Origin of the sequence: Roseburia amylophila, assembly GCF_025567465.1 — a bacterium.
GTDB lineage: Bacteria > Bacillota > Clostridia > Lachnospirales > Lachnospiraceae > Roseburia_C > Roseburia_C amylophila.
This window is the reverse complement of record NZ_JAOQKI010000006.1, coordinates 128,353-154,614: the sequence shown is the minus strand read 5'-3', so window position 1 is coordinate 154,614 and position 26,262 is coordinate 128,353. Positions and strand designations below refer to the sequence as shown.

General features: G+C 42.3%; 21 protein-coding genes. 20 read left to right on the top strand and 1 reads right to left on the bottom strand.

Annotation, left to right across the window (positions count from 1 at the left end; all coding sequences use genetic code 11):
• Window positions 1-50: 50 nt before the first annotated feature.
• The 7 genes from OCV43_RS05505 to OCV43_RS05475 all read left to right on the top strand — a co-directional run bounded on the left by OCV43_RS05505 (window position 51) and on the right by OCV43_RS05475 (window position 9,725).
• On the top strand, window positions 51-1,217 hold the full coding sequence (locus OCV43_RS05505) for a cysteine desulfurase family protein (RefSeq protein WP_262623596.1): 1,167 nt from the start codon (window positions 51-53) through the stop codon (window positions 1,215-1,217).
• Window positions 1,218-1,285: 68 nt separating this feature from the next.
• The gene (mnmA, locus tag OCV43_RS05500) at window positions 1,286-2,365 is read left to right on the top strand and encodes a tRNA 2-thiouridine(34) synthase MnmA (RefSeq protein WP_262623595.1); all 1,080 of its coding nucleotides are present in this window, start codon (window positions 1,286-1,288) and stop codon (window positions 2,363-2,365) included.
• A gap of 230 nt (window positions 2,366-2,595) precedes the next feature.
• Window positions 2,596-3,432 (top strand): BglG family transcription antiterminator LicT, encoded by an 837-nt coding sequence (gene licT / locus OCV43_RS05495; RefSeq protein ID WP_227701342.1) that lies wholly within the window; start codon window positions 2,596-2,598, stop codon window positions 3,430-3,432.
• Between the two features lie 297 nt (window positions 3,433-3,729).
• Window positions 3,730-5,670, top strand: coding sequence for a beta-glucoside-specific PTS transporter subunit IIABC (locus OCV43_RS05490; protein WP_227701341.1), 1,941 nt, complete (start codon window positions 3,730-3,732; stop codon window positions 5,668-5,670).
• A gap of 173 nt (window positions 5,671-5,843) precedes the next feature.
• Window positions 5,844-7,280 (top strand): glycoside hydrolase family 1 protein, encoded by a 1,437-nt coding sequence (locus tag OCV43_RS05485; RefSeq protein WP_022242409.1) that lies wholly within the window; start codon window positions 5,844-5,846, stop codon window positions 7,278-7,280.
• 19 nt (window positions 7,281-7,299) lie between these two features.
• Entirely contained in the window at window positions 7,300-8,913 is a 1,614-nt protein-coding gene (gene ptsP / locus OCV43_RS05480) for a phosphoenolpyruvate--protein phosphotransferase (protein ID WP_022242408.1), read from the top strand.
• A complete protein-coding gene (locus tag OCV43_RS05475; protein ID WP_227710135.1) occupies window positions 8,913-9,725 on the top strand; it encodes an HAD family hydrolase in 813 nt (270 codons plus the stop codon). The genes ptsP and OCV43_RS05475 overlap by 1 nt, the downstream gene beginning before the upstream one ends.
• Window positions 9,726-10,079: 354 nt before the next feature.
• On the opposite strand, the gene OCV43_RS05470 is transcribed toward OCV43_RS05475, so the two are convergent.
• Window positions 10,080-10,892, bottom strand: coding sequence for a histidinol-phosphatase HisJ family protein (locus OCV43_RS05470; RefSeq protein ID WP_262623594.1), 813 nt, complete (start codon window positions 10,890-10,892; stop codon window positions 10,080-10,082).
• Between the two features lie 730 nt (window positions 10,893-11,622).
• On the opposite strand from OCV43_RS05470, the gene gap reads away from it, so the two are divergent.
• From gap to purF, 13 genes are all read left to right on the top strand, one after another.
• Window positions 11,623-12,639: a type I glyceraldehyde-3-phosphate dehydrogenase gene (gene gap / locus OCV43_RS05465; RefSeq protein ID WP_022242405.1), complete on the top strand. Its 1,017-nt coding sequence runs from the start codon at window positions 11,623-11,625 to the stop codon at window positions 12,637-12,639.
• A 181-nt stretch (window positions 12,640-12,820) separates the two neighbouring features.
• On the top strand, window positions 12,821-14,032 hold the full coding sequence (locus tag OCV43_RS05460) for a phosphoglycerate kinase (protein ID WP_022242404.1): 1,212 nt from the start codon (window positions 12,821-12,823) through the stop codon (window positions 14,030-14,032).
• A 66-nt stretch (window positions 14,033-14,098) separates the two neighbouring features.
• On the top strand, window positions 14,099-14,851 hold the full coding sequence (gene tpiA, locus OCV43_RS05455; protein ID WP_022242403.1) for a triose-phosphate isomerase: 753 nt from the start codon (window positions 14,099-14,101) through the stop codon (window positions 14,849-14,851).
• Window positions 14,852-15,048: 197 nt separating this feature from the next.
• Window positions 15,049-15,489 (top strand): RrF2 family transcriptional regulator, encoded by a 441-nt coding sequence (locus OCV43_RS05450; RefSeq protein WP_262623593.1) that lies wholly within the window; start codon window positions 15,049-15,051, stop codon window positions 15,487-15,489.
• A gap of 17 nt (window positions 15,490-15,506) precedes the next feature.
• Window positions 15,507-16,250 (top strand): Fe-S cluster assembly ATPase SufC, encoded by a 744-nt coding sequence (sufC, locus tag OCV43_RS05445; RefSeq protein ID WP_262623592.1) that lies wholly within the window; start codon window positions 15,507-15,509, stop codon window positions 16,248-16,250.
• 12 nt (window positions 16,251-16,262) lie between these two features.
• Window positions 16,263-17,669, top strand: a complete 1,407-nt coding sequence (gene sufB, locus OCV43_RS05440) for a Fe-S cluster assembly protein SufB (protein WP_262623591.1) — start codon at window positions 16,263-16,265, stop codon at window positions 17,667-17,669.
• A 21-nt stretch (window positions 17,670-17,690) separates the two neighbouring features.
• The gene (locus OCV43_RS05435; protein ID WP_262623590.1) at window positions 17,691-18,767 is read left to right on the top strand and encodes a SufB/SufD family protein; all 1,077 of its coding nucleotides are present in this window, start codon (window positions 17,691-17,693) and stop codon (window positions 18,765-18,767) included.
• A gap of 1 nt (window position 18,768) precedes the next feature.
• Complete coding sequence (locus OCV43_RS05430; RefSeq protein ID WP_262623589.1) at window positions 18,769-19,980, top strand: aminotransferase class V-fold PLP-dependent enzyme; 1,212 nt, start codon at window positions 18,769-18,771, stop codon at window positions 19,978-19,980.
• Window positions 19,970-20,398, top strand: coding sequence for a Fe-S cluster assembly sulfur transfer protein SufU (gene sufU, locus OCV43_RS05425; protein ID WP_022242397.1), 429 nt, complete (start codon window positions 19,970-19,972; stop codon window positions 20,396-20,398). Before OCV43_RS05430 ends, sufU begins: the two co-directional genes overlap by 11 nt.
• Window positions 20,399-20,497: 99 nt before the next feature.
• Entirely contained in the window at window positions 20,498-21,928 is a 1,431-nt protein-coding gene (locus tag OCV43_RS05420; protein WP_262623588.1) for a CapA family protein, read from the top strand.
• A gap of 40 nt (window positions 21,929-21,968) precedes the next feature.
• Window positions 21,969-23,510, top strand: a complete 1,542-nt coding sequence (gpmI, locus tag OCV43_RS05415; protein WP_117840785.1) for a 2,3-bisphosphoglycerate-independent phosphoglycerate mutase — start codon at window positions 21,969-21,971, stop codon at window positions 23,508-23,510.
• A 339-nt stretch (window positions 23,511-23,849) separates the two neighbouring features.
• Window positions 23,850-24,722 carry a phosphoribosylaminoimidazolesuccinocarboxamide synthase gene (locus tag OCV43_RS05410; protein ID WP_022242394.1) on the top strand — a complete coding sequence of 291 codons (873 nt, stop codon included), beginning with the start codon at window positions 23,850-23,852 and terminating at the stop codon, window positions 24,720-24,722.
• 21 nt (window positions 24,723-24,743) lie between these two features.
• A complete protein-coding gene (purF, locus tag OCV43_RS05405) occupies window positions 24,744-26,189 on the top strand; it encodes an amidophosphoribosyltransferase (protein WP_117946738.1) in 1,446 nt (481 codons plus the stop codon).
• Window positions 26,190-26,262: the final 73 nt, after the last annotated feature.

Genomic DNA, 26,262 nt, shown 5'->3' with positions numbered 1-26,262 from the left:
GTATATGATAAATCAGAGGCAGAAAGAACTATTCTCAGAGGGAAAGAAGCATGAAGAAAATGATTTATCTTGATAATGCAGCAACAACACCGACAGCACCGGAAGTAATCGAAGCAATGCTGCCCTTTTATGAGCGTCGTTATGGAAACCCATCTGCCCTGTATGATCTGGGGCAAAAAAGTCATGATGCCATAGAAGAAAGCCGGAAGATAATTGCGCAGAGCATCGGGGCGCAGCCGGAGGAAATATATTTCACAGCCGGAGGAAGTGAATCTGATAACTGGGCATTGAAATGTACCGCAGAAAGTATGGTTATGCGTGGCCGGCATATCATTACCACGAAAATAGAGCATCATGCCATTTTAAGAACCTGCGGATATCTGGAACAGAATGGTTATGAGATTACTTACCTTCCGGTAAATGACAAGGGAACGGTTTCCTTGGAGCAGGTGCGGCGGGCAATCCGGCCGGATACCATATTGATTTCTGTTATGATGGCAAATAATGAGATTGGTACCATAGAACCTATAGCAAGAATCGGTATGCTTGCCAGGAGATATGGAATCTGTTTTCATACGGATGCCGTACAGGCATATGGACATATTCCCATTGAGGTCAACAGAATGAATATTGATATGATGAGTGCCAGCGCACATAAATTCAACGGACCTAAGGGAACCGGATTTTTATATGTGCGAAAGAAAAAGAGGATACCTCCTTTTATCCATGGAGGAGGCCAGGAAAGCGGTGTCCGGGCGGGAACTGAGAATGTGCCGGGAATTGTAGGCATGGGAAAAGCGGCAGCTATGGCAATGGAAAGCTTAAAAGAGCGGATGGAAATCGAGACAAGGATGCGGGATTACTTGATTTATTCAGTATTAAAGCAGGTGCCGAAGGTAAGGCTGAATGGGGAATGGAACAACCGCCTTCCGAATAATGTGGACTTTTGTTTTGATGAGTTAGAAGGTGGGAATCTTTTGGTTATGCTGGATATGGATGGAATCTGTGCATCGGCAGGTTCAGCGTGTTCTTCCGGAGAACATGAGCCATCCCATGTGTTAACAGCCATCGGTGTACCGCCGGAAATTGCAAGGGGAGCATTGCGGCTTACTTTAAATGAAAAAATTACGGCAGAGCAGATTGATTATGTGACTGCCTGCATCAAAAAGAATGTCACAATCCTAAGGGGACAGAAGGAAACCGTAAAATTCACTTGACGGATGCTGACAGTGTGGGTAAACTGTGAGTGCAGCTAAAAATTTGCCTGTAGGATAGGATTAAATATATGAAGGAAAAAGTAGTAGTTGGAATGTCCGGCGGAGTGGATTCTTCCGTTGCGGCATATCTTTTAAAGGAACAGGGCTATGATGTGATTGGTGTAACCATGCAGATCTGGCAGGATGAGGAAGAAACACAGCAGCAGGAAAATGGTGGCTGCTGTGGCCTCAGTGCCGTGGATGATGCCAGAAGAGTGGCTGACCGGTTGGAAATACCATATTATGTGATGAACTTTAAACAGGAATTTAAACAGTATGTAATGGATTATTTTGTGGCAGAATATTTGGCAGGAAGAACGCCGAATCCATGTATTGCCTGTAACCGTTATGTGAAATGGGAGTCACTTCTTGCCAGAAGCTTAAGCATCGGAGCAGATTATATTGCAACCGGACATTATGCAAGAATTGCAAAATGTGACAACGGACGTTTCGCAGTGGCAAAATCTGTAACAGCAGCCAAGGATCAGACCTATGCATTATATAACCTGACACAGGAGCAGTTATCCCATACATTGATGCCGGTAGGTGCTTATCATAAAGATGAAATCCGCAAAATCGCAGAAGAGGTGGGACTTCCGGTGGCTCATAAGAGAGACAGCCAGGAAATCTGCTTTATTCCGGATAATGACTATGCAGGTTTTATTGACCGTGAGGTTGGAGATGCAGTTCCGGGAGAGGGAAACTTTGTGACAAAAGATGGTGAAATTATCGGACGGCACAAAGGAATTACCCACTATACCGTAGGACAGCGCCGTGGCTTGAATATACCATATGGCAAACGGATTTTTGTAACAGAGATCAGACCGGAAACCAATGAAGTAGTGGTAGGTTCGCCAGAGGATGTATTTACGGATACACTGGTTGCAGACCATGTCAATTATATGGGACTTACCGATTTTGATGGCAGACGTCTCTTAGGTAAAATCCGTTATGGACATGCAGGAGCCATGTGTACCGTGGAAAATATCGGAGAGGGCAGGATCCGCTGTCATTTTGAAGAACCGGTCCGTGCTGCGACACCGGGTCAGGCGGTGGTATTTTATGATGGGGAATTTGTCGCAGGCGGTGGAATTATTATAGGAAAATAGTGAATTGTGCACAAAAATGAAATGGTAAAATTATATATTATATACGAAGTTTACATTCCGGACTTGACGTTTCTGATAAAATATAGTACATTTGTAATGTAATAAGCAGGGACGCAAACCGGATTGTTACTAGAGATAGGCAAGACTGGATTGCACTTTAAGATAATTGTTAGGTCGGATTATTTAGAGTGTAATGCAGCTTTTTTTATATCATAAACAGGTGAAACGTAATGCAGATTATCAAAGTAATTAACAATAATGTAATCAGTTCCGAGGACGATAAAGGTAAAGAAATCATCGTTATGGGAAAGGGCATAGGCTTCGGAAAGAAAGCCGGAGAAGAAATAGATGAGACAAAGATAGAAAAAGTATTCTCCCTTCCGGACGAAAGTACCAGCCAGTTCATGCAGGTGGTAAAGGACATGCCGTATGAATATATCCGGACAGCCGAGCTGGTTATCGCATATGCCAGAGAAACATTAGGTTATCATTTAAGTAAAAATATTTATGTGACATTAACAGACCACTTGGGATACGCTATAGAGAGAAAGCAGCAGGGCATCGTTGTTGCAAATGAGCTTTCCTGGGAGATGAAGAAATTCTACAATGCAGAATTTCAGGTGGGATTGAAAGCCTTAGATATTGTAAAACAGGAACTAGACGTGGAGCTGCCGGAGGATGAAGCTGGATTTATTGCGATGCATCTGGTAAATGCACAGATGGGCGGTCAGATGAATCAGTCCAGGAACATGCCGGCAATGATAAAGGATATACTCAATATAGTCAGATATACCTTTCAGGTGGAATTGGATGAAAAGAGCCTGTCCTATGAGCGTTTTGTAACGCATTTAAGATTCTTTGTACAGCGGGTAATCAGTCGGGAAGACAGTGAACGTAATGATGAAGAATTTGACCAGTTGATTGCGGATCGTTTCCCACATTCCTACGAATGTGCACAGAAGATAAAGAGTTACATGAAGAAGAAGCTTGATTATGAAGTCTCGGATGTAGAGATTTCCTATCTGGCAGTACACATTCATCGTGTGATTCACAGTATGAATAAGTAAATACCCTTTCGGCAAGGGATTGTTACGTTAAGACGGCAAAACCCAGACGAATAAGACTCATAGGAAGAGTTTTATTTGTTTGGGCTTTTTTAATTTACAGGAAATTGCTTTCCTGTAAATTAAAAAACGCTCCGCGAGGATGCACACTGCGGCGTATAAGGTAGATGTCGCAAGCGACCGCCGCAGGCGCGAGAATGTGCCAAGGCACATTCGTTGTTTTTAACAAAATGAATAAAACACAAGAGTGTTTTAGATAAAAATGAACATGCTATAAAAAATAAAAATGGAGGGATTGTTATGGCAAGTAAGTATGATGGACTGGCAAGAATTATTATCCAGAACGTAGGCGGCAGGGAGAATATCATAAGCCTTGCACACTGTGTTACCAGACTTCGTTTTAAATTAAAAGACGAGTCCAAGGCTAACACAGAAGTATTAAAAGCAACGGAAGGAATTGTGACAGTAATGAAATCTGGCGGACAGTATCAGATAGTAATCGGAAATCATGTACCGGATGTCTATGATGTGGTTTGTGAACATGCACATCTGGTCGGAAACGGAGCTGTTTCCGAGGATGCAGAAGACGGCGGAGAGAAGATGGGGCTTGGTGCAAGACTCATTGATTTGATTTCCGGTGTATTCCAGCCATTCCTTGGTGTGCTTTGTGCAGCAGGTATTATCAAAGGTCTTTTGGCACTGTGGTCTTTTATCGCAAGTCAGTCAGGAATTGATGTTACCACAAGCGGAGCATATCAGCTCTGGTATTCCATTGGAGACGGATTCTTCTATTTTCTGCCGATTATCTTAGGATATACTGCAGCAAAGAAATTTAAGATGAATGAATTTATCGGAATGGCACTTGGTATATCACTTACCTATCCGGCACTGGTTAATCTGACTTCAGGAGAACTGATAGGTTCCCTGTTTGCAGGAACTTCCTTTGAAATGAATTATTATACAACCTTTTTTGGAATTCCTGTTATTATGCCATCCAGTGGTTATACTTCTTCGGTAGTACCAATTGTTATTGCAGTGGCTTGTGCTGCCTGGCTGGAAAAGAGATTAAAGAAAGTAATTCCGGACGTTATTAAAACATTTATCGTTCCGGTTGTAACTTTGGCAGTAATGGTTCCACTTACCTATCTGGTAATCGGACCGGTATCTACTTTCCTTTGCAACATTATCGGTATTATTTTCGGAGCAATCTATAACCTTCCGGTTGTAGGAGGTCTTGTAGCAGGTATCTTAGTCGGAGCATTCTGGCAGGTACTGGTAATCTTCGGATTACATTGGGGACTTGTTCCACTGGCAATGATTAATTATGGAACTTTAGGATATGACTTCATCCTTTCTCCATATTTCGCAGCATCTTTTGCGCAGTCCATGGTTGTACTGGCTATTGTATTAAAGACGAAAGATAAGCAACTTAGAAATATTGCATTACCGGCGTTTATCTCAGGACTCTTTGGTGTAACAGAGCCATGTATTTATGGTATTACACTTCCAAAGAAAAAACCATTCGTAATTTCCTGTATTGCATCCGCTATTGGTGGTGGAATCATAGGATTTGCCGGAGTTAAAACTTATATGATGGGTGGTCTTGGATTCTTCGGACTTCCGGCATTCATCGATGGTGAGTCAAAGAGCGTTTACAGTTTGATCTGGGTATTAATCGGTATGGCAGTAGCTATGGTAGTTGCGTTCGTAGCAACTTACATTACCTATCATGATGATGCTCCACAGAATGATGAAGCAAAAATAGAAAAGAAAGGCACAAAAACCGCAGCAAACCAGGTAATTGCATCTCCTCTTACCGGAGAAGTAAAAGCCTTGGAAGAAGTAGAAGATGAAGCATTTTCAAGCGGAGCATTAGGTCAGGGTGTTGCTATTCTCCCGTCCGAAGGCAAATTATATGCACCATGTGATGGCGAAGTAGTAACCTTCTTCCCAACCGGTCATGCCATTGGAATAGTATCCGATGGCGGAGCAGAAATCCTGATTCATGTGGGCATGGATACCGTGAAATTAGATGGAGAAGGATTTACACCGAAGGTAGCACAGGGAGCCAAAGTAAAGAAAGGTGACCTTTTATTGGAATTTGATATTGCAAAGATTACAGAAGCAGGATATTCCGTTCTGACTCCGGTTATCATCAGCAACACAGCAGATTACGCAGATGTAGTTCCGACAGATGCAAAGAAAGTTGCAGCGTTGGACACATTGATTACCGTTTTATAAATTAGTTTTCCATAGTTTTTTATACCTAAGGGTGCGGGCTCTGATAAAGGGCTCGTGCTCTATCCAACAAAATCAGAAGCCTTATTGCAGGGCAGAATGAGAAAAGAAAAATATAAAAACAGAAATTATAAATTTTCAAAAATAAAAATAATAAGAAGCAGGAGGAAAAAGCAATGAAGACATTTCGTAAAGATTTTCTCTGGGGCGGTGCAACCGCGGCCAATCAGTTTGAGGGAGCATGGGATGTAGATGGAAAAGGAGCATCTGTTTCTGATATGTGTACGAATGGTTCCCATACCGAGCCGAAAAAGGTAACAAGAACCATTCATCCGGAATATCTCTATCCGAGCCACGAAGCAATTGATTTCTATCATCATTACAAAGAGGATATTGCATTATTTGCAGAAATGGGATTTAAAGTATTCCGTTTATCCATTGCATGGACAAGAATTTTTCCGACCGGAATGGAGAATGAACCAAACGAAGCAGGACTGGCATTCTACGATAAAGTATTTGATGAGTGTTTAAAATATGGCATTGAGCCGCTGGTAACCATTTCCCATTATGAAATGCCATATGCACTGATTGAAAAATACAATGGCTGGGAAGCCAGAGAATGTATTGATTATTTTTTAAATTACTGCAAGGCAATTTTCGAAAGATATCAGGGCAAAGTAAAATACTGGCTGACCTTCAATGAAATCAATGGCGGAACCACACCGCTTGGCAACCTGCTTTCCCTTGGAACTGTAAAAGGCTATGAGGGAAAAATTACAGAGATTCCGGATGACCCGAAGGTTCGTTTCCAGGCATTGCATCATCAGTTTGTTGCCAGCGCAAAAGCAGTAAAATTAGCACATGAAAAATATCCGGAATATCTTATCGGTGATATGAATGTCTTTATGACCAAGTATCCATTTACCTGCAATCCGGAGGATGTATTAGCAACACAGAAGGAAATGCGGATTATGAACTGGTTCTGTTCCGATGTGCAGGTAAGAGGAGAATATCCGGCGTATATGGAGCGGTATTTTGAAGAAAATAATATTCATGTTAAAATGGAACCGGGCGATGAAGAAATTCTGCGGGAAGGCTGTGTGGATTTCTATACCCTCAGCTATTATATGAGCAGTTGTGTATCAAAAGATCCAAATGGCGAGCAGACGGATGGAAACCTGATTGCCGGTCTTAAGAATCCATATCTTAAGGCAAGTGACTGGGGCTGGCAGATTGACCCACAGGGCTTACATTATTCCTTAAATGAAATTTATGACCGTTATCAGATTCCGGTTATGGTAGTAGAAAATGGCCTTGGCGCTTATGACAAATTAGAAGAAGATGGAAGCATTCAGGATGATTACCGTATCGACTATCTGCGGGATCATATCAAAGAGATGAAAGAAGCGGTAAAAGATGGCGTTGACCTGATGGGATATACACCATGGGGCTGCATTGATTTAGTAAGTGCATCCACCGGAGAAATGGCAAAGAGATATGGCTTCATCTATGTAGAAAAATATGATGATGGAACCGGAACTCTTGCAAGAAGAAAGAAAAAATCCTTCGACTGGTATAAAGAAGTAATTGCTTCAAATGGAGAAAACTTATAAAAGAAAGAAGGTATGGACTATGGAAAAGTTTAATGGAAAAAAGGTATTCAGCGGTATTGCAATTGGAAAGGTAAAACTCCTTGTAAAAGCTGAAAATCAGGTGGTAAGAAAGAGAATAGAAGACCCGGCAGCAGAGATTGCCCGCTATGAAGCAGCAAAGCAGACTGCAATTGAACAGCTCCACAAGCTTTACAAGAAAGCATTAAAAGAAGTGGGTGAAGTAAATGCACAGATTTTTGATGTGCATGCCATGATGTTAGAGGATGGAGATTATAATGATTCCGTTCACAATCTTATTGAGAGCCAGAGCGTAAATGCAGAGTATGCGGTAGGTGTTACCGGAGATAACTTTGCAGAAGTATTTGCAAATATGGATGACGAGTATTTCAAAGCCCGTTCCATTGATATGAAGGATATTTCTGAGCGTGTCATCAATGTATTATGTGGAAATGATATGGGAAGCGACCTTGGAGATGAGCCGGTTATTATCGTAGCAAAGGATTTAGCTCCGAGTGAAACCGTACAGATGGATAAAAGTAAGCTGCTGGCATTTGTAACACAGCTGGGCTCTACGAATTCACATACTGCAATTTTAGCAAGAACTATGGGCATCCCGGCACTGATTGGTGTGGAAATCAAGGAAGAGTGGAACGGAAAACAGGCAATTGTGGATGGCTATACCGGAACTCTTATCATTGAACCGGATGAAGCAGCTTTGGCAGAATATAAGAAAAAAGCAGAAGAGGATGCAAAGCAGAAGGAATTACTGCTGACTTTAAAGGGAAAAGAAAATGTGACAAAGAGTGGTCAGAAAATCAATCTTTATGCCAACATCGGAAATGTCTCTGACTTAGCGGCAGTACTTAAAAATGATGCCGGTGGAATCGGACTTTTCCGTAGTGAATTTCTTTATCTTGAAAAAGATACCTTCCCAACAGAAGAAGAACAGTTTGTGGCTTATAAGCAGGTCGCAGAGACCATGGCAGGAAAGAAGGTTATTATCCGAACCCTGGATATCGGAGCCGATAAGCAGGTGGACTACTTTAACCTCGACAAAGAAGATAATCCGGCAATGGGATATCGTGCCATCCGGATATGCCTGACCCAGCCGGAAATTTTTAAGACCCAGCTTCGTGCTTTATTCCGCGCAAGCAATTACGGAAATATTGCAATTATGTATCCGATGATTATTTCGGTAGATGAAGTGCGTAAGATTAAAGCAATTTCAGAAGAAGTGAAAGAAGAACTTACAAAGGAAGGGATTCCTTTTGGAAATGTGGAGCAGGGTATCATGATTGAAACTCCTGCAGCAGCAGTAATGAGTGATGAACTGGCAAAAGAGGTTGATTTCTTCAGTATCGGAACCAACGACCTGACCCAGTATACACTGGCAATTGACCGTCAGAATGCGAAGCTTGACAGCTTCTATAATCCGCATCATGAAGCAGTGCTCCGGCTGATTCAGATGACCGTGGAAAATGCACACAAGGCAGGCATCTGGGCAGGAATATGTGGAGAACTTGGGGCAGATACAACTCTGACCCAGCGTTTCTTAGAGATGGGGGTAGATGAATTATCTGTTTCTCCTGGCTGTGTTCTTCCGGTTCGAAAAGCGATTCGGGATGCAGAATAATGAGCCGTAAACTGATTTTTTTGGATGTAGACGGAACTCTGGTGGATTTCACCATGCACATGCCGGAATCTGCCAGGGAAGCATTAAGCATTGCCAGAAAGCGGGGACATCTGATTTCGTTATGTACCGGAAGAACTGTAACGAATGTGTATCCATGGCTTTTAGAATTTGGATTTGATGCCATTGTGGCTTCGGCAGGTGCTTATGTGTCTGCAAATGATAAGGTGATTTACCATAGCGTTCTGGCAAATGATAAGGTGCAGGATATGGTAGAGGTGCTGAAGGAGCACGGTGCATGCTTTATGCTGCAGGGAATCAACGGACGTTATGTGGATGAAGAGAATGCAAAGAAAATGAGAGAACGCTGTATGCGGCTTGGACTTGATATTGACGGTGCTCTAAACGGGATGACGCTTGTTGAACATCCGGAACAGATGCCGGCTCTTGAAAGTGGAATGTATTTTGATGCCGATATTCCGGTGGATGTGATGCAGAAGGAAGTCGGAAATTATATCAAGATAACCGGAGCAAGCTTTGGCAAGGATCGTCAGATGTCCGGTGAAATGACGAAGATGGGAGTCAACAAGGCAACCGGAATGCAGCGGCTTATGGATGAGTTAAAGATAGGCAGGGAAGATACCATTGCTTTTGGTGATGGACCAAATGATGTGGAAATGCTGCAATTTGCAGGAACAGGAGTGGCAATGGGAAATGCGATTCCGGCAGTAAAACAGTATGCGGATATGGTTACAGATAAGATTGATGAAGACGGACTGTATCATGCATTCGAACGGCTGCATCTGCTGGGGTAGGATTTGAAGTAAAAACAATTTTCTTATGATAGAAAAAGGCGGCGTGGTTTGTCAACTTAGGAGACATGATAAGTACAGTTAGGGGCACTTGGAATTTCAGATAATATCAGGCAACGCTGGCACAGGGATGTGTCAGCGAGGTGCATATGAACATGGATGTGAATTTGCACCGGTTGCCGGAACTTATTCTATATTCATCGAAATTCTTAGTGCCCTTTACTGTATTTATGTTGTCTCTGTAGTTGACGAACCGCGCCGTTACTTTTACATACACAGGAAAAATTGCATGCCTGCATACAGATTTGGTGAACACCGCAATAAGATGAGAAATTCGTAAAGCGTGATTCCCATAGTTTACAACGGAAGAAAAGCCGGTTTTCTCTTTTCGAATACAGTAAAATACTGAAAGCCTGCGGCCTTTAAAATATCCGGTACTTTTGCAAAATCAAATGCAACATGCTCCGGTTTGTGGGCATCGGCACCGATGGTAATGATTTCACCGCCTAGTTCGTGATAACGTTTTATAATATCTTCTGTTGGATTCGGATGTCCCAGACCATATTTGAAACCACCGGTATTGATTTCAATTCCTTTTCCCATATCAATGAGCTTTTCTAAAATCGCATCAATGACATCGGCATATTTCTGATAAGAATATTCAAGGTTCCGGTTTGGACCGTAGCGTACCACATAATCGATATGTCCATATACATCAAAATTATCAAATACCGCAAGATTTTCCAGGATAGATTCAAAATATTCCTGGTAAGCCTGCTGTTCGGTTTTTCCTTCAAAAAAGCGGGAGTAGTAAGGGTCTTTGCCGTGGATTACATGGGAAGAGCCGATGACAAAATCAAAGTCATATCGGCCTATCAGTTCCTGATGTTTCGCTGCAAGATGAGGCTGCAATCCAAGCTCAATGCCGGTCAGCACCTTTATTTTATCTTTGTATTGCTGTCCCAGCTTCTGGATAGTTGGGAAGTAGACCGGAGTGTCTAAGATAAATTCCGGTTCATCCTCCGGATGTTCTTTTGGATAATCATAATCCATATGGTCGGTAATGCAGATTCCGCCAAGTCCCAGTTCGATAGAGGCTTTAATCATGGATTCCGGTGAGGCCTCACTGTCGGTAGAAAAAGCAGTGTGCATATGTGTGTCCCAAAGCATAGTGTACTCCTTTCTGTGGGGTGTATGGCGGGTAAGGTTGTGCAGGTGGGGAACTGGATGAGAAAGCTTCTTCCCAAAAGCACCGGAACGTTTGTATGTAAGAAGCCGGCACTTCAACCTGCAGTATTTTTCTTTCTTTTATAATAAGCAGTCTTTCCAATGTTTGACAGTATACTGCATTTTGTCTGCCGGCGTGCGGATACCGTGAACAGCGTCTGTTAGGGACTCTTAGAGTCCCTTCAGACAAAGTGTGGTATCCGCTGCTGGCAGACAAAAGCAGTATATGGTCAAAGCAGCCGGAAAGACAGCCTAATTTCAAGAAAAATACTGCCCGTGAAGTGCTGCGGATTCTCACATCATAACTGTTCCAGTGTTTTCGGGAAGAAGCTTTCCCATTCCCTTCGCCTACATATTGCACAAACCTTACCCGGTGTTTACACATTTCTACTAAGAAAAATGTTACATTTTCACAAGTATAGTAAAATCTTTGTATATAATACACAGAATACTATAATAGAAATTTGACAATCTGTCAAAAGACAGTATGAAAAATGGAAAAGCTATTGTAACATTTGTTTGAAAATGAGAAAGAAGAAATAAAAATAGTGAAAAAATTAACAAAGTGATGGGAACTACTTGAACTTTCGACAAAAATTGGTTAGAATAATACCAGATTGGGTACAATCCCAAATAAAGATATTTTATATTAAATTTCTAGGAGGAATTAATAATGGCAGTAAGAGTAGCAATTAATGGATTCGGCCGTATTGGTCGTCTGGCATTCAGACAGATGTTTGGTGCTGAAGGATACGAAGTAGTAGCAATCAACGATTTAACAAGCCCTAAAATGTTAGCACACTTGTTAAAATATGATTCTTCTCAGGGTAAATATGAGCATGCTGATGAAGTATCCTGCACAGATGATTCTATCATCGTATGTGGAAAAGAAATCAAAATCTATGCATTCCCAGATGCAAACAACTGCCCATGGGGTGAATTAAAAGTTGACGTTGTATTAGAGTGTTCAGGTTTCTATACAAGCAAAGAAAAAGCACAGGCACACATCAATGCAGGTGCTCGTAAAGTTGTTATTTCTGCTCCAGCAGGTAATGACCTTCCTACAATCGTATACAACACAAACCATGAGACATTAAAAGCATCTGATACAATCATTTCAGCAGCTTCTTGTACAACAAACTGCTTAGCACCTATGGCTGATGCATTAAATAAATATGCTCCAATCCAGTCTGGTATCATGGTAACAATCCATGCTTACACAGGTGATCAGATGACTCTTGATGGACCACAGAGAAAAGGTGATTTAAGAAGATCTCGTGCGGCAGCAGTTAACATCGTTCCAAACAGCACTGGTGCAGCAAAAGCTATCGGACTTGTTATCCCAGAACTGAACGGAAAATTAATCGGATCTGCTCAGCGTGTTCCAACCCCTACAGGATCTACAACAATCTTAACAGCAGTTGTTAAGAAAGCTGGCGTTACAAAAGAAGATATCAATGCAGCTATGAAAGCAGCAGCTAATGAGTCCTTCGGATACAATGAAGACGAAATCGTATCTTCTGATATCGTTGGAATGAGATTCGGTTCTCTGTTCGATGCAACACAGACCATGGTTAACCAGGTATCTGATGATCTGTACGAAGTACAGGTTGTTTCTTGGTATGATAACGAGAACAGCTACACATCTCAGATGGTTCGTACAATCAAATACTTCAGCGAGTTAGCATAATTTACGAGAGAAACCCGCAAAGCGTGTTTCCCGTAGTTTAACGAACAATCACTGCACGGTAGACTACTTTTTTAAGCGACAGGCTGCCAGAGTGCAGATAAGACTCAGGAAAAGGGTCCGGTCTTTTAGGACCGGGCTCTTTCTTGCTATTAGAAATAAAATTTAAAGGAGACTACTTAATATGTCATTAAATAAAAAATCTATAGATGATATTAATGTAAAAGGACTTCGCGTTCTTTGCAGATGTGATTTCAACGTACCATTAAAAGAAGGAAAGATTACAGACGAGAACCGTCTGGTTGCAGCGCTTCCTACAATCAAGAAATTAATCGCTGATGGTGGAAAGGTTATCCTTTGCTCCCATTTAGGAAAAGTAAAAACAGAAGAAGACAAACAGACCAAAACTCTTGCACCAGTAGCAGCAAGACTTACAGAGTTATTAGGACAGGAAGTTAAATTCGTTGTTGACCCTGAAGTTGTTGGTGAGAACGTAAGAGCAGCAGTAGCAGCTATGAACGATGGCGATGTTATCTTACTTGAGAATACACGTTTCAGACCAGAAGAGACAAAGAACGGAGAAGCTTTCTCTAAAGACCTTGCTTCTATCTGTGATGTATTTGTAAATGATGCATTCGGAACAGCTCACAGAGCACATTGTTCTAACGTAGGTGTTGCACAGTTAGTTGACACTGCAGTAGTTGGATACTTAATGCAGAAAGAAATCGACTTCCTTGGAAATGCAGTAGAGAATCCGGTAAGACCATTCGTTGCAATTCTTGGTGGTGCAAAAGTTGCTGATAAATTAAATGTAATCAACAACTTACTTGAGAAATGTGATACCTTAATCATCGGTGGTGGTATGGCTTACACATTCTTAAAAGCAAAAGGATATGAAATCGGAATCTCTTTAGTAGATGATACTAAGATCGATTATTGTAAAGAAATGATGGCGAAGGCAGAGAAACTTGGAAAGAAACTTCTTCTTCCGGTAGATGCTGTAACAATCAAAGATTTCCCAAATCCTATCGATGCTCCAGTTGAAGTAGAAACTTATGATGCAGACAAGATGCCGGCAGACAGAGAAGGCTGTGATATCGGACCTAAGACACAGACACTTTTCGCAGATGCTGTTAAGACTGCTAAGACTGTTGTTTGGAACGGACCTATGGGTGTCTTCGAGAACCCAACTCTTGCAGCAGGTACTATCGCTGTAGCAAAAGCTTTAGCTGATACAGATGCAACAACCATTATCGGTGGTGGAGATTCTGCAGCAGCAGTTAACCAGCTTGGATTCGGTGACAAGATGAGCCACATCTCAACAGGTGGTGGAGCATCCTTAGAGTTCTTAGAGGGTAAAGAGCTTCCAGGCGTTGCAGCAGCAAACGATAAATAAGTAATCAAAGCACATGCCTGTATGCAGGCAAACGCTTATATATTTAAGAAAGAAGGACATTTTAAAATGGCAAGAAAGAAAATTATTGCCGGCAACTGGAAAATGAACAAAACTCCTAGCGAGGCAGTTGCACTGGTAAATGAATTAAAACCATTAGTAGCAAACGAAGACGTAGATGTAGTATTCTGCGTACCAGCAATTGATATTATTCCAGCAATGGAAGCAGCAAAAGGTTCTAACATCTGCATCGGTGCAGAGAACATGTATTTTGAAGAGAGCGGAGCATACACAGGAGAAATCTCTCCGGCAATGCTTACAGACGCTGGCGTAAAATACGTTGTATTAGGACATTCTGAGAGAAGAGAATACTTCGCAGAGACAGATGAGACTGTAAATAAGAAAGTATTAAAAGCTTTCGAACATGGTATTACACCAATCATCTGCTGTGGAGAGACTTTAACACAGAGAAAACAGGGTATCTACCTTGACTGGATCCGTATGCAGATTAAGATTGCATTCCAGAACGTAACAGCAGAGCAGGCTGCAACAGCAGTTATTGCTTACGAGCCAATCTGGGCAATCGGAACCGGTGAAACAGCTACTTCTGATCAGGCAGAAGAAGTTTGTGGCGCAATCCGTGCCTGCATCCGTGAAGTATATGATGAAGCAACAGCTGAGTCTATCCGTATCCAGTACGGCGGATCTGTAAATGCAGGAAATGCAGCAGAGCTGTTCGCAAAAGCTGATATCGATGGTGGTCTGGTAGGAGGAGCTTCCTTAAAGGCTGACTTCGGAAAGATTGTAAATTACAATAAATAAGCTTTTCGGAAAATAGAATATTTTCATAAGAAACGTCACGAAATGCATTATGGCATTGGTAAAATTTACCGGTGAAATGCATTTGGTGACGTTTTCTTTGTTTCCCGAAAAGAACAAACGAAAACTGATTCACCCATTGACATAGTAGGCGAATGGGTATATGATGCGAATGAACCAGAAAAGGAGGAATGCAGAGCATGATTTCAACCAAAGGAAGGTATGCATTAAAGGTCATGGTCGAGCTGTCGGAGCATGATGCGGAAGAATATATTCCGTTAAAAGGAATTGCCGAGAAACTGAATATTTCCCAGAAATATTTAGAGAGCATTTCGACCATTCTTTCCAAGGGACATATGATAGAAGGAGTCAGCGGCAAGAAGGGCGGTTATCGTCTGAACCGGAAACCGGAAGAATACAGGGTTGGTGATATCCTGCGGCTGACAGAAGGAACGCTTGCACCGGTATCCTGCTTAAGAGAAGACCAGGAGCCATGTGAAAAATCAGATTCCTGCTGTACACTTCCAATCTGGAAGGGACTGGCAGATTTGATAGATAAATATTTTGATGAAATGACGCTGGCGGATGTTCTGCAGTCGAAGCAGGAAGCGGAGAAGAAAGCAGCGAAGAAGAAACAATAGATGCAGGAGGAAGAAAAATGAGCAAAGAACTACTTTTAGAGGTTAAAAATCTGAATGTCAGTGTAGAAGAAAAACATATTTTACATGACGTAAATCTTGAAATAGGAAAACATGAGACACATGTACTGATGGGACCAAACGGAACCGGTAAATCCACACTGGGTTATACACTGGTTGGAAACCCACGTTATCAGGTAGAAAGCGGAGAAATCTTTTTCCAGGGAAAAAATATTACCGGAGAGCCGGTGAATGAACGCGCAAAGAGCGGCATGTTCTTATCTTTCCAGAACCCACTGGAAGTACCGGGCGTTACCTTAAGTTCCTTTATCCGTAGTGCATTGGAACAGAAGACTGGAAAGAGAGTCCGTTTCTATGATTTTAAGAAAGAACTGGCAGAGAAAATGGAACTTTTACAGATGGATCCGTCTTATGCAGAACGTGATTTGAATGTAGGATTTTCCGGCGGCGAAAAAAAGAAAGCTGAAATTTTACAGATGTTGATGTTAAAGCCGGAGCTTGCGATTCTGGATGAAACCGATTCCGGGCTGGATGTAGATGCGGTAAGAACCGTATCAAAAGGAATCGAAGAATACCAGAAGAGCAGTAAGGGAAGCCTTTTGATTATTACACACAGCACCAAGATTTTAGAGGCATTACACGTAGATTACACACACATCATGGTGGAAGGACACATTGTTAAGACCGCAGATGCATCCCTGATTAATGAAGTAAACGAGAATGGTTTTGCAAAATACGAGTAAGGAGTGTAAGGAATGGAAGAGAAAAGCTATGTAGAAGATATCGACAGAAGCATATATGATATCCGGGACGATGAGAAGGATGCTTATAAGCTGAAAGAAGGTCTTACTCCTAAAATCGTAGAGCAGATATCAAAAGAGAAAAATGACCCTGTCTGGATGCAGAATTTCCGTTTACAGTCTTTACAGATTTACAATGAAATGGAAGTGCCAGACTGGGGACCATCGATTGAAGGACTGGACATGGACCATATCGTAACCTATGTCCGCCCAAACACAAAGATGAAGGGAAAATGGTCTGAGGTGCCAAAGGACATTAAAGATACCTTTGAACGTCTTGGAATTCCACAGGCAGAGAGAAAGTCACTGGCAGGTGTTGGCGCACAGTATGATTCCGAACTGGTTTATCATAATGTAAGAGAAGAAGTTGCCGCACAGGGCGTTATTTATACGGATTTGGAAAGTGCAATGCATGGCGAATATGCAGATATGATACAGAAGCACTTTATGAAGCTGGTAAAACCAAATGACCACAAATTTGCAGCACTGCACGGTGCAGTCTGGTCCGGCGGTTCTTTCGTTTATGTGCCAAAGGGTGTGGACGTAGAGATTCCGCTGCAGTCCTATTTCAGACTGAATGCCAAAGGTGCCGGGCAGTTTGAACACACACTGATTATCGTAGATGAGGGAGCATCCCTTCATTTCATCGAAGGATGTTCCGCACCAAAATATAACGTAGCCAATCTGCATGCAGGATGCGTGGAATTGTATGTTGGCAAGAATGCAAAACTTCGTTATTCCACCATCGAGAACTGGTCAAAGAATATGTATAACTTAAATACCAAGCGGGCACTGGTAGAAGAGGGCGGAACCATTGAATGGGTATCCGGTTCCTTCGGTTCCCATGTATCTTATCTGTATCCGATGAGCGTCTTAAAAGGAAAGGGCGCCCGCATGGAATTTACCGGTGTAACTTTTGCAGGAAAAGGACAGAACCTTGATACCGGAGCCAAAGTGGTACACTGCGCACCGGACACCAGCTCCTATATGAATACTCGTTCCATTTCCAAGGATGGTGGTATCAGTACTTTCCGTAGTTCCGTTGTGGTAACGAAGGAAGCGAAAGGCACGAAGTCAGCAGTATCCTGTCAGTCTCTGATGTTAGATTCTGAGTCCCGTTCCGATACCATTCCGGCAATGGACATCCGTACCAAGGATGCTAATGTGGGACATGAAGCCCAGATTGGAAGCATCAGTGATGAAGCAATTTTTTATCTGATGTCAAGAGGCATGAGCGAAGAGGACGCAAGAGCCTGCATCGTCAGCGGATTTGCGGATAATGTTTCCAAGGAACTGCCTTTAGAGTACGCACTGGAAATGAACAATTTGATTCGCCTTGAGATGAAGGGCAGCATAGGATAGCAGAAGGGATGTGGAAAGAGCATGGAACAAAATGTAAGTATGAAAATCAATGAATTGCCTTCTCCTACCTGGAACTGGCTGAAGGTAAATGAAACTCCGATAAAATGGAGCAATAAGATAGAACCCTGTGAGATTGCAGCAGAGGGAGATGCAGTAGCTACTGAAACAGAGCAGCTTTCGGACATTGAAACCGGTGCCGGAAGAGAAGCAGATGCAATCTTTGCAACAGAAAATACTGCAAAATATCAGATTCTTGCAGATAATGCAGGACAGGATAAAACCGTAAGACTGCACATTTCCGGTAAAAAAGATGCACATACGGCAGGCTGTGTAGAGATAGTTGCAAAAGAAAACAGTACACTTACTGTTGTGATGGACAGCCGTGTGGCTCCGGATGCCACAAAAGAGGAAGACAGTACCGCAGAAGCATCTCTGGCAGTCCGTGTCAGGATGAAAGTCGAGAGCGGTGCATCTGTAAGATTAGTTCAGGTTCAGATGCCGCAGGAGCATGAGACTTTATTAAGTGATATAGGCGGTAATTTAATTGGCGAAGGAGCAAAGGTAGAATATATCCAGTTGTTCCTTGGAAAAGGGAATCTCTATTCCGGATGCCGCATGGATTTGAATGGAAAAGAAAGTAATTTTGCCACAGAGACCGGATATCTTGGTCAGGCGCAGCAGATTTTAGACTATAATATGGTAGCCAATCATTTTGGCGAGAAAACCATGAGCTATATCAACTCTGACGGAGCTCTTCGCGGACAGGCACATAAGGTTTTCCGCGGAACCATTGATTTCAAACGTGGTTCCTCCGGCGCAGAAGGACAGGAAGAGGAAAGCGTACTTCTGCTGGGTGATGATGTGGAAAATAAGACCATTCCGCTGATTTTATGTGCACAGGAAGACGTAAAAGGAAATCACGGAGCAACCATTGGAGAATTAGATGAAGATACCATGTTCTATTTTGGAGCAAGAGGTATTGATAAGGAAGCTGCAGAACGTATTGTGACAGGTGCAAAATTGGAGCATATCTGTGATTTGATGAAGGATGAAGCAGCAGAAAAAATTGCGAAGGAAGCGCTGGAAGAGGTGATTTAGAATGTACGATTTTAAGAAGGATTTTCCTCTTTTTAAAGACCGGGATGTCATCTATCTTGACAATGCGGCAACCGCACAGAAGCCGGCATGCGTCATTGAAGCGGAAAAGGAATTTTATGAAAAACATAATGCCAATCCGTTGCGTGGATTCTATCCTTTGAGTCTGGAAGCAACCGATGCTTATGAGGCAGCGAGAAAAACAGTTCAGCATTTTATCCATGCTGCATCTGAGACAGAAATTATACTTACCAGAAATACCACAGAGAGCCTGAATTTAGTAGCGTACAGTTATGGCTTAAATAATCTTTGTCCAGAGGACGAAATTGTGGTTTCCATTATGGAACATCATAGCAATATGTTGCCGTGGCAGATGGTGGCAAGACAGACCGGCGCAAAGCTTATTTATCTGGAATGTGAAAAGGATGGTAGTTTAAGCGAAGCAAAGCTAGACGAAGCTTTCTCCGATAAAACAAGACTGGTGGCAATCACACAAGTATCCAATGTGCTGGGACGTCCGACTCCGGTAGAGGAAATTGTGCGAAGAGCAAGAAAGAGCAATGCAGTAGTCGTGCTGGATGCAGCCCAGAGTTCCCCGCATATGCCAATTGATGTGCAGAAGCTGGATGTGGATTTTCTGGCATTTTCCGGTCACAAGTTAATGGGACCGATGGGAATCGGTGTCTTATATGGAAAGAAAAAACTTTTAAAGGCAATGCCACCATTCCTTACCGGCGGAGAAATGATAGATTCTGTAACAAGAGACGGTGCAAAATATGCAGAGCTTCCGCATAAGTTTGAAGCAGGAACCGTCAATGCAGCAGGCGCAGTGGGACTGGCTGCCGCCATTGATTATATTAACAAAATCGGTTTTGAAACCATGCAGGAGCGTGAACTTACACTTACGAAAAGAGCCTTGGAAGGACTGAAAGCAATTCCGAAGGTTCATGTGCTGGGTTCGGAACTGGCAGAAGAACATACCGGAATCCTGACATTTACCATTGAAGACGTGCATCCGCATGATGTCAGTGCAGTATTGGAATCCGATGGTGTGGCTGTCCGGGCAGGTCATCATTGTGCACAGCCATTGTTAGAGTATCTGGGCGTCCGCTCCGCTACAAGAGCAAGCCTGATGTTCTACAATACAGAAGAAGAAGTCGATGCGCTGGTAAAAAGCGTAGCAGGAGTCAGAAGGAGAATGGGATATGGAGAGTAGAAGTTTTTATAATGAAATCCTTACCGAACACAATATTCACCCGGAGTTCAAGCATGACCTTCCGGATGCCGACCTGGTATTAGAGGGCGTGAATCCAAACTGCGGGGATGATATTTTTTTGAAGTTAAAATTAGATGGTGATGAAATCGTAGACGGTGCATTTGTAGGAGATGGCTGTGCTATTTCCCAGGCATCTGCCGATATTATGCTGGGCATGATTGTCGGAAAGAAGAAAGAGGAAGCGCTGCATTTAGGAGAATTATTCTTAAAAATGATAAAAGGAGAAGCTTCGGATGAAGAGATTGACGAGCTGGAAGAAGCTTCGGCATTAAAGGATATTTCCCATATGCCGGCAAGAGTAAAGTGCGCTGTATTAGGCTGGCATACCTTAGAAGAAATGTTAAATGATGAGGTTTGATATAACAGAATACGCTTGCAAAATAAGGATTGTTAGAAAAAGAAAGATAGTGTATAATGTTATCGGCAATAAAGCAGGACACAAGAGACGAAAGAGGAGTTGAGCGAGGATACCGATTTGAGAAGAAAAGCTTTGCGGATGGCAGGGATAGGAATATTGTTGTTTGGAATGGTTTGCAGTGGATGTGACAGGAAAGCGCAGGTAAATGCAGAACCGGAAAGCAGCGAGAAAATAGAATATGTAGTGACGGAAACAGAAGAAGTCTCTACAGAGACGAAGAAGCTGGTGATAGAAGATTTGGATGATGCATACGAAGCACTGCTGGATTCCTGCAGCAAAGAATTTATCGGGGATTATCGGATTGACGAAAGTTTCTTAAACTGGGTTTATGCCAATTATGGAAAAGAAGCAGTATTAAATATTGCACAGGAGTCTCAGGAAGACCAGAATGTAAATGTCTGGTACGAAGAGACCGGAAATTCCATACATGTGCTGTGGCTTCTTTATTGTCAGGACACCGGCATGAATGAAGAGGATTTGCAGCAGGTTTACTGGAAGACATGCAGCTCTGAGGATGAGGTTGTGCTGGATTTTACCGGCGATATTAATTTTGCAGAAGGCTGGGGCACAACGGAACACATGGATGGACAGCCAAATGGAATCAATGACTGCTTTTCCAAAGATTTATTGCAGGAAATGAATCATGCAGACATTATGATGATAAACAATGAGTTCACCTACAGTACAAGAGGGGAACCTTTAGCTGGTAAGGATTATACTTTCCGGGCAGATCCAAAGCGTGTTGACTTGTTAGAAACATTTGGAACAGATATTGTCAGTCTTGCCAATAATCATGTCTATGACTATGGCGAAGCTGCATTGATTGATACCATAGATACACTGGAAGAGGCAGGAATTCCGTATGTAGGAGCAGGAAAAGATTTAAAGGATGCCATGCGTCCGGTATATTTTGTGGCAAATGGAAAGAAAATAGCAATTGTATCAGCTACACAGATTGAACGTTCTTTAAATTATACGAAGGAAGCAACTGAGACGACACCGGGCGTGTTAAAGACCTTAAATCCGGACAAGTTTCTGAAAGTAATAGAAGAAGCAAGAGACAACAGCGATTATGTGATTGCTTTTGTACACTGGGGAACAGAAGGAAATAACTATTTTGGTTCCGACCAGGTGGCTCTTGCAAAACAGTTTGTGGAAGCCGGTGTGGATGTCATTATCGGCGGACATACCCATTGCCTGCAGGGCATGGAATATATGGATGGCGTGCCGATTATCTATAGCCTTGGCAATTTCTGGTTTTCGGCTTCAACATTAGATACCGGTTTATCCCAGGTAATCATCCGGGATGACGGAACTATTGATTTCCGGTTTCTGCCGTGTATACAGAAGAATTACAAGACCTCACTGGTGACAGATGAAAGTGAGAAAAGACGTATTTTTGATTTTATGGAATCCCTTTCCGTGGGAATTACCATAGATGATGATGGATATGTGACAGCAACGGAGTAATCCGTTTCAATAGAAGATTTTAAAGAAAAGAGGAAAAAACATGAGTAAAAAACCAACCGTATTGATGATTTTAGATGGTTTTGGTCTGAATGACAAAACTGAGGGTAATGCAGTAGCCCAGGCAAACAAGCCAAACATTGATGCACTGATGAAAGATTATCCATGGGTAAAAGGAAATGCCAGCGGACTTGCCGTAGGACTTCCGGACGGACAGATGGGTAACTCCGAAGTAGGACATATGAACATGGGTGCAGGAAGAATTGTATACCAGGAATTAACCAGAATTACCAAAGAAATCGAAGATGGAGATTTCTTTAAAAACGAAGCATTGCTTGCCGGCATGAAAAATGTAAAAGACAACGGTTCTGCACTTCATTTATATGGATTATTATCCGATGGTGGAGTTCACAGCCACATTACACATTTATTCGGACTTCTGGAAATGGCAAAAAAAGAAGGCTTAGACAAAGTATATGTACACTGCTTCTTAGACGGCCGTGATACAGCACCTACTTCCGGAAAAGGATTTATCGAAGAGCTGGAAGCAAAAATGAAAGAAATCGGTGTTGGTGAAATCGCAACCATCAACGGACGTTACTATGCAATGGACCGTGACAACCGTTGGGATCGTGTAGAAAAAGCATATAAAGCAATTACAGAAGGTGTTGGCGAGACAGCAGACAGCGCTGTTGCAGCAATTGATGCATCTTATGCAAAAGACGTAACAGATGAGTTTGTAGTTCCGACTGTAATTATGAAAAATGGTGCTCCAACTGCAACCGTACAGGATAACGATACCATTATCTTCTTTAACTTCCGTCCTGACCGTGCAAGAGAGATTACCAGAGCATTCTGTGCAGATGAGTTCGACGGATTTGACAGAGGCGCAAGAAAGAACGTAACTTATGTATGTTTCACAGAATACGATGGAACCATTCCAAACAAAACTGTTGCATTCCACAAGGTAGAACTTACCAATACATTTGGACAGTTCCTTGCAGACAATGGCAAGACTCAGGCAAGAATCGCTGAGACTGAGAAATATGCTCATGTAACCTTCTTCTTCAACGGCGGTGTAGAGGAGCCAAACAAAGGCGAAGAAAGAATTCTGGTAAAATCTCCAAAGGTAGCAACCTATGATTTGAAACCGGAAATGAGTGCATACGAAGTATGTGATAAATTAGTAGATGCCATCAAATCTGAAAAATATGATGTAATCATAATCAACTTTGCTAACCCGGATATGGTTGGACATACCGGAGTTCAGGCTGCAGCAATCAAGGCAGTAGAAGCAGTTGATGAGTGCGTAGGCAAAGCTGTTGCAGCATTAAAAGAGGTTGACGGACAAATGTTCATCTGCGCAGACCACGGAAATGCAGAGCAGTTAATCGATTATGAAACAGGCGAACCATTTACAGCACATACTACCAATCCGGTACCATTCATTCTGGTAAATGCAGACCCTGCATACGGTTTAAGAGAGGGTGGATGTCTTGCAGATATCGCTCCTACATTAATCGAGCTGATGGGAATGGAACAGCCAAAAGAAATGACAGGGAAATCTTTGTTAATCAAAAAATAAGACCGTAAGGGCGAAATGCAAACTACGAGAAACACGCTTTGCGAGTTTCTCAAGTTATCACGGTGCTCATGTAAATAAAAAGATTCTGTATCTCAAGTGTAAGGTACAGAATCTTTTGCTATAGATAAGTATTTTCCAGCACATATATTAATGATACTTATAAATAGAAAATATTAGACAAAAAAACTAATAAATTTCGCTCATTTTTCTATATGGGGCAAAAGGCGCACTTCGCCCAAATTCATTGACTTTCTAAAAGGCACTGTATTATAATTTTCCAGTAGTGTTTTTTATCACAACAAAAATTTGCGAAAGCATAAAATGGAGGACAAAAGCAGTATGCAGGAATTTAAACCATTTAAAGAAGGAAAAGTAAGAGAAGTATATGATAATGGAGAAAGCCTTATCATTGTTGCAACAGACAGAATTTCAGCGTTTGACCATATTTTAAAGAATAAGGTTACCAATAAGGGCGCAATTCTGACACAGATGTCCAGATTCTGGTTCGATTTTACAAAGGATATCGTGCCAAACCATATGCTTTCCGTTGATGTAAAAGATATGCCGGAATTTTTCCAGAATGAGAAATATGATGGCAACAGCATGATGTGCAAGAAACTGGAAATGATTCCAATCGAATGTATTGTTCGTGGATATATTACCGGAAGTGGCTGGGCAAGCTACAAAGAGAACGGAACCGTCTGCGGAATCAAATTACCGGAAGGACTTGTAGAATCCGATAAATTACCTGAGCCGATTTACACACCAAGTACCAAAGCTGAGATTGGTGACCATGACGAGAATATTTCTTTTGAACAGAGTATTGACGTATTAGAGAAAGCATTCCCGGGCAAGGGTGCTGAGTACGCAGAAAAGATTAAAGAATATACCATCGCACTTTACAAGAAATGTGCAGAATACGCATTAAGCAAAGGAATCATCATTGCAGATACCAAGTTTGAATTTGGTCTCGATGAGAATGGAAATGTAGTTTTAGGTGATGAGATGCTGACACCGGACAGCTCCCGTTTCTGGCCATTAGAAGGATATAAACCGGGACAGGGACAGCCTTCTTATGACAAACAGTTTGTAAGAGACTGGTTAAAAGCAAATCCAGACAGTGATTATCTCCTTCCGGATGAAGTAATTAAGAAGACAATTGAGAAATACGAAGAAGCATTTGAATTACTGACCGGTAAGAAATTTGCTTAAAAATATAGTCAGGAGAACCCTATGAATAACAATGAATTAAAGGAAAGCCCATGGGACGGACTGCATGAAGAATGTGGCGTCTTCGGCATGTATGATTTTGACGGAAATGATGTGGCTTCCAGTATTTATTATGGTCTGTTTGCATTACAGCACAGAGGACAGGAGAGCTGTGGTATTGCAGTAAGTGAGACAAACGGACCGAAGGGAAAAGTTACTTCCTATAAAGATATGGGACTGGTAAACGAAGTATTTACCGGAAAACAGTTAGAAGCAATGAAAGGTGATATCGGAGTCGGTCATGTCCGCTATTCCACTGCAGGTTCCTCCACCCGTGAGAATGCACAACCGCTGGTATTGAATTATGTAAAAGGTACGCTGGCATTGGCACACAACGGAAACCTCATCAATGCGAAGGAGCTTCGCAAAGATTTGGAATATACCGGAGCAATTTTCCAGACCACCATTGATTCTGAGGTAATTGCTTACCACATTGCAAGAGAGCGTCTGAATTCCAAGACAGCCGAGGAAGCAGTACGCAGAGCCTGCCAGAAGTTAAAAGGAGCTTATGCTCTGGTTGTAGCCAGCCCTCGTAAGCTGATTGGCGCAAGAGACCCATATGGCTTCAAACCCCTTGTGATCGGAAAACGTGACAATGCTTATATCATTACTTCTGAGACCTGTGCCTTGGAGACCATTGATGCAGAGTATGTCAGAGACGTATTGCCGGGAGAAGTGGTAACAATTTCACCGGAAGGCGGTATTCAGTCTGATATGACTATGTGTCTTCCAAAAGAACAGGAAGCACGTTGTATTTTTGAATACATATATTTTGCGAGACCGGACAGCCATATTGACGGGGTCAGCGTTTATGCATCCCGTATCCAGGCAGGACGTTTCCTTGCAATGGATTCACCGGTAGATGCAGACCTGGTAGTAGGAGTACCGGAGTCCGGAAATGCAGCAGCTCAGGGTTATGCCCTGCAGTCCGGAATTCCATATGGAACTGCTTTTGTAAAAAATGGTTATGTGGGACGAACCTTCATCAAACCAAAGCAGAGCAGCAGAGAATCCAGCGTAAGAGTAAAATTAAATGTACTGGAAGAATCAGTCCGTGGCAAGCGTATCATTATGATTGACGATTCCATCGTGCGTGGAACCACATCTGACCGTATTGTAAATATGTTAAAAGAAGCCGGTGCCACAGAAGTGCATGTAAGAATCAGTTCCCCGCCATTCTTATGGCCATGTTATTTTGGAACCGATATTCCGGAGCGGGAACAGTTGATTGCCTATAACAGAACCATCGAAGATATCCGGAAGATAATCGGTGCAGATTCTTTGGGATACTTAAAGATAGAGCGTCTGGAGCAGCTGGTAGGAGGACTTCCAATCTGTAAAGGATGCTTTACCGGAAAATATCCGATGGAGCCGCCAAAAGAGGATATTCGTGGTGACTATGAGCGATAAAGCAGACTGACACAGCAGTCATCCGGTTGCCGGGCAGGATGTTCATGCCTGCATGAAACAGACTGCATCGGAC

Excerpts from the sequence above, each read along its gene's own strand:
- OCV43_RS05505 (WP_262623596.1), top strand. The coding sequence starts at position 51 with ATGAAGAAAATGATTTATCTTGATAATGCAGCAACAACACCGACAGCA.
- mnmA (WP_262623595.1), top strand. The coding sequence starts at position 1,286 with ATGAAGGAAAAAGTAGTAGTTGGAATGTCCGGCGGAGTGGATTCTTCC.
- licT (WP_227701342.1), top strand. The coding sequence starts at position 2,596 with ATGCAGATTATCAAAGTAATTAACAATAATGTAATCAGTTCCGAGGAC.
- OCV43_RS05490 (WP_227701341.1), top strand. The coding sequence starts at position 3,730 with ATGGCAAGTAAGTATGATGGACTGGCAAGAATTATTATCCAGAACGTA.
- OCV43_RS05485 (WP_022242409.1), top strand. The coding sequence starts at position 5,844 with ATGAAGACATTTCGTAAAGATTTTCTCTGGGGCGGTGCAACCGCGGCC.
- ptsP (WP_022242408.1), top strand. The coding sequence starts at position 7,300 with ATGGAAAAGTTTAATGGAAAAAAGGTATTCAGCGGTATTGCAATTGGA.
- OCV43_RS05475 (WP_227710135.1), top strand. The coding sequence starts at position 8,913 with ATGAGCCGTAAACTGATTTTTTTGGATGTAGACGGAACTCTGGTGGAT.
- OCV43_RS05470 (WP_262623594.1), bottom strand. The coding sequence starts at position 10,892 with ATGCTTTGGGACACACATATGCACACTGCTTTTTCTACCGACAGTGAG.
- gap (WP_022242405.1), top strand. The coding sequence starts at position 11,623 with ATGGCAGTAAGAGTAGCAATTAATGGATTCGGCCGTATTGGTCGTCTG.
- OCV43_RS05460 (WP_022242404.1), top strand. The coding sequence starts at position 12,821 with ATGTCATTAAATAAAAAATCTATAGATGATATTAATGTAAAAGGACTT.
- tpiA (WP_022242403.1), top strand. The coding sequence starts at position 14,099 with ATGGCAAGAAAGAAAATTATTGCCGGCAACTGGAAAATGAACAAAACT.
- OCV43_RS05450 (WP_262623593.1), top strand. The coding sequence starts at position 15,049 with ATGATTTCAACCAAAGGAAGGTATGCATTAAAGGTCATGGTCGAGCTG.
- sufC (WP_262623592.1), top strand. The coding sequence starts at position 15,507 with ATGAGCAAAGAACTACTTTTAGAGGTTAAAAATCTGAATGTCAGTGTA.
- sufB (WP_262623591.1), top strand. The coding sequence starts at position 16,263 with ATGGAAGAGAAAAGCTATGTAGAAGATATCGACAGAAGCATATATGAT.
- OCV43_RS05435 (WP_262623590.1), top strand. The coding sequence starts at position 17,691 with ATGGAACAAAATGTAAGTATGAAAATCAATGAATTGCCTTCTCCTACC.
- OCV43_RS05430 (WP_262623589.1), top strand. The coding sequence starts at position 18,769 with ATGTACGATTTTAAGAAGGATTTTCCTCTTTTTAAAGACCGGGATGTC.
- sufU (WP_022242397.1), top strand. The coding sequence starts at position 19,970 with ATGGAGAGTAGAAGTTTTTATAATGAAATCCTTACCGAACACAATATT.
- gpmI (WP_117840785.1), top strand. The coding sequence starts at position 21,969 with ATGAGTAAAAAACCAACCGTATTGATGATTTTAGATGGTTTTGGTCTG.
- OCV43_RS05410 (WP_022242394.1), top strand. The coding sequence starts at position 23,850 with ATGCAGGAATTTAAACCATTTAAAGAAGGAAAAGTAAGAGAAGTATAT.
- purF (WP_117946738.1), top strand. The coding sequence starts at position 24,744 with ATGAATAACAATGAATTAAAGGAAAGCCCATGGGACGGACTGCATGAA.